This window comes from Streptomyces sp. NPDC025793 (assembly GCF_055558375.1).
The window spans coordinates 1-3,896 of sequence record NZ_JBVHMR010000123.1 but is presented as its reverse complement, the minus strand read 5'-3'; the positions used below and the strand labels follow the sequence as shown (position 1 = coordinate 3,896).

Here is a 3,896-nt window from a genome sequence, read left to right as displayed (position 1 = left end):
AACAACAACCGCTGCTGCGGATCCATCGCCAACGCCTCACGCGGCGACACCCCGAAGAACTCCGCATCAAAACCACCCACACCCGACAGGAAGCCACCCTGTCGGACGAATCCGGAGGCCTTGCCGTCTTCGTTCGCGTAACGGTCGTAGACGGTCTCCAGCGCGGCCCAGCCGCGGTCGGTGGGGAAGTCGCCGATGCCGTCACGCCCGTTGACCAGCAGATCCCACAGATCCTCAGGCGTCTCCACACCACCGGGGAAACGGCACGCCATACCCACGATCGCCACCGGCTCATCCACCGCGGTCACGGCTGCCCTGTCCAACGTGGCAGCAGCGACACCCTCGTTCCCGAACAGCTCGCCGTAGAGGAACTCGGCCAGAGCCTGCGGGGTCGGATGATCGAAGACCACCGTCGAGGGGAGCGCGACGCCCGAGACCGCGGCCAGGACGTTGCGCAGCTCCACCGCGATCAACGAATCCACACCCAGATCCCGGAACGCCCGCTCCGCACCGACCTGTTCGGCGCCGGCGTGGCCCAGCACGACGGCCGCGAGCCTCTGCACCTCGTCCAGTACGAGGCGCAGCCCGGCCGCACGCGGCAGACCGGCTATGCGTGAGCTCAGGCTGTCGTCGGCCTCGCCGGCGCGCGCGGCACCGCTCGGTGCGGAGGTGACGACGGGAACGGCAAGCCGCGAGAGGAGGGCGCTCGGACGGGTCGTCGTGAACGCGGGAACGAACCGCGTCCAGTCGGCGTCCACGACCAACTGGGTGGTGAGACCCGCGTCCAGTACCGCCCCGAGGGCGGACAGGGCGAGTTGGGGGGCGAGTGCCGTCACGGCGCCCTGGTTGCGGCGGCGGCCGCCGGACTCCACGGCCATCCCGTCCCCTGCCCACGGCCCCCAGGCGACAGAGGTCACGGGCAAGCCGTCGGCCCGGCGCCGCTCGGCGAGGGCGTCCAGGACCGCGTTGGCGGCGGCGTAGGCGCCCTGGCCCGGACTCCCCACCGTCCCGGCCAGCGAGGAGAAGAGGACGAACGCGGAAAGATCGCGGTCCCGGGTCAGTTCGTCGAGCAGGCAGGCAGCCGATGCCTTGGGGCGCATCACCCGCTCGATGCGCTCGGCGTCCGTCGCCAGCAGCGTGGCGTCGTCGAGGACTCCGGCCGTGTGGAAGACGGCATCGACGGAGTACTCCGCGAGGAGCGAGCCGAGGTCCGCGCGGACCGAGACGTCCAGGGCGCGCAACGTAACCCGCGCTCCCGCTTGTTCCAGCTCGGCACGCAGCTCGTCGGCTCCGGGTGCCGCTGCGCCGCTACGGCTGACCAGGATGAGGTCCCGGGCACCGCGCTCCACCGCCCAGCGGGCGACCTGTGCGCCCAGAGCACCGGTACCCCCGGTGATCAGCACCGTCCCCTTCGGCTCCCAGCGGACAGCGTGCTGCGGCAACGGCGCGGACTGTACGAGCCGCCGACCGAAGACACCATGAGCGCGGATGGCGAGTTGGTCCTCGCCCCGCTGAAGGCTCGTCAGCGCGTGCACGAGGCGGGTGTGCGCTCGCTCGTCGACGCTCTCGGGGAGGTCGACCAATCCGCCCCAGACATCGGGGTGTTCCAGCGCTGCGACGCGCCCCAGTCCCCATACGGCACCGTGGGACGTGCGGACTACGCGTTCGGTTCCGTCGACCGCGACGGCGCCTTGGGTGACTGCCCAGAGTCGTACGCCCGGGAAAGGCGATTCACCCAGCGCCCGCAACGCGTTCAGTGTCCCTACCGCCGCTACCGCCGGTTCGGCAGATGCGGCGAATCCGAGGAGCGAGAGGACTCCGTCCAGGTCACGGGGGGCGTCGAGCGTCTCGGCTCCGTCGGCGAGAACGCCGAGTGCCTCGGCACAGGCCGCGGGATCAGCGGCGTCCACTGCGATGACGTGCGGGGTCAGGCCGTGCTTGCGGAGAGCGGAGACGACGCCGTTCGCGGTCTCGCGTGACCCGGTGTCCGCGTCGGACGGGATCAGAACGGCCCAGTTCCCGGTGTGGGTCGCACCCCTTGCAGGTGTGATCTCGTCGTCCCGGGTCAGTGGCCGCCAGGACACCTCGTAGCGCAAGGCGTCGACGGCCGCCCGCTCCTGTCGGCGGCGGTACCACTTCGACAGCGCCGGGACCACCGGCCCGAGCGTGTCCTGCGCGAGGTCGAGATCCGCCGCGAGCGCCGGCAGGTCCGCCTTCTCCACGGCCGCCCAGAACTCGGCGTCCACGACGGCGGACACCCGGGACGGGCCCAACGACCCACCGGGAGAGGGTTCGTTCGGGGCGAGCCAATAGCGCTGTCGCTGGAACGGATACGTCGGCAGATCGACGGGCTCGACACCTTCACCGCCTCCGAACACCGCCGCCCAGTCGATCTCCCCGCCGTCGACGTGCAGCTTCCCCATCGCCCGCAGCAGGGTCAGGTGCTCGGAACCCTCCTTGCGGAGCATCGGTACGAACAGGGCGTCACCGGCGTCGTCATCGTGCGGAACGCAGCTCTGCGCGAGGGCGGTGAGGGTGCCGTCGGGTCCGATCTCCAGGAAACGCGTCACCCCCTCGGCCGCCAGCGCGGCCACGCCATCGGCGAAGCGAACCGCCTCACGGACATGCCGCACCCAGTAGCCGGCCGACGCCAACTCCCCGTCCCCGGCCAGCTGTCCGGTCACATTCGACACGACCGGGATCGACGCAGTGCCGTACCCGATACCCTCCGCCACCTCACGGAACGCATCCAGCATCGGCTCCATCAACGGCGAGTGGAACGCATGCGAGACCCGCAGACGCGACGTACGCCGACCCTGCTTCCTGAGCTCTCGAACGACGGGCTCGACAGCGGTCTCGACACCGGCGATCACGACCGCGCGGGGGCCGTTGACCGCGGCGATCGACACCTCGTCCGCACGGCCCTCCAGCAGAGGCAGCACCTCGTCCTCGGCAGCCTCCACCGCCACCATCACACCACCGGCGGGCAACTCCTGCATCAGCCGGCCACGGGCCACCACCAGAGCGCAGGCATCCTCCAGCGACAACACACCCGCCACATGCGCGGCAGCGATCTCACCGATCGAGTGCCCGATCAAGACATCCGGACGCACCCCGAACGACTCCACCAGCCGGAACAACGCCACCTCGACCGCGAACAACGCGGGCTGCGCCCACTCCGTACGATCCAGCCGCCCCGCATCCTCACCGAAGACCACATCACGCAACTCCGCGCCCACGTAAGCACACACGGCGTCGAAAGCCTCCGCGAACACCGAGAAGGCCTCGTACAACTCACGGCCCATCCCCAACCGCTGCGCACCCTGACCCGAGAAGAGGAAGGCCTGCCGCGAGTCTCCACGGTCCTGGCCGACCATCGTGTCCGGTGAAGTGAGGCCATTTGCGAGGGCGTTCAGAGCCTCGATCGGACCGGTTCCGTTCTCGGTGATGAGCACGGCTCGGTGCTCGAAGTGCGTCCGTGTCGTCGCGAGAGACAGTGCCGCACGACCGGGTGCGATGTCGGGGTGTCGGTCGGCGAAGGTCGCGAGAGAACGTGCCTGGGCTCGCAGTGCCTCCTCGGTCCGGCCGGAGAGCAGCAGGGCCACCGGTGCGGAAGGCAAGGTGGCAGGGCGGGCATCGGGCTGAGGTTCCGGAATCGGGGCCTGTTCCAGGATGACGTGTGCATTGGTCCCACTGACTCCGAAGGCCGAGACTCCCGCCACACGGAGGCGGCCGGTGTCGGGCCACTGCCGTGGCTCAGTGAGCAGTCGTACGTCTCCTGCCGACCAGTCCACGTGTGAGGACGGCTCACCCACATGCAACGTCGCCGGCAACACACCATGCCGCAACGCCTCCACCATCTTGATCACACCAGCCACACCCGCAGCCGCCTGCGT

The 3,896-nt window shown here is 70.0% G+C and carries 1 protein-coding gene; it reads right to left on the bottom strand.

The features are described from left to right. The coding region (locus ACZ4MF_RS48705; protein ID WP_467500860.1) for a type I polyketide synthase at positions 1 to 3,860 on the bottom strand (3,860 nt) is incomplete at its 3' end. Positions 3,861 to 3,896 lie beyond the last annotated feature (36 nt).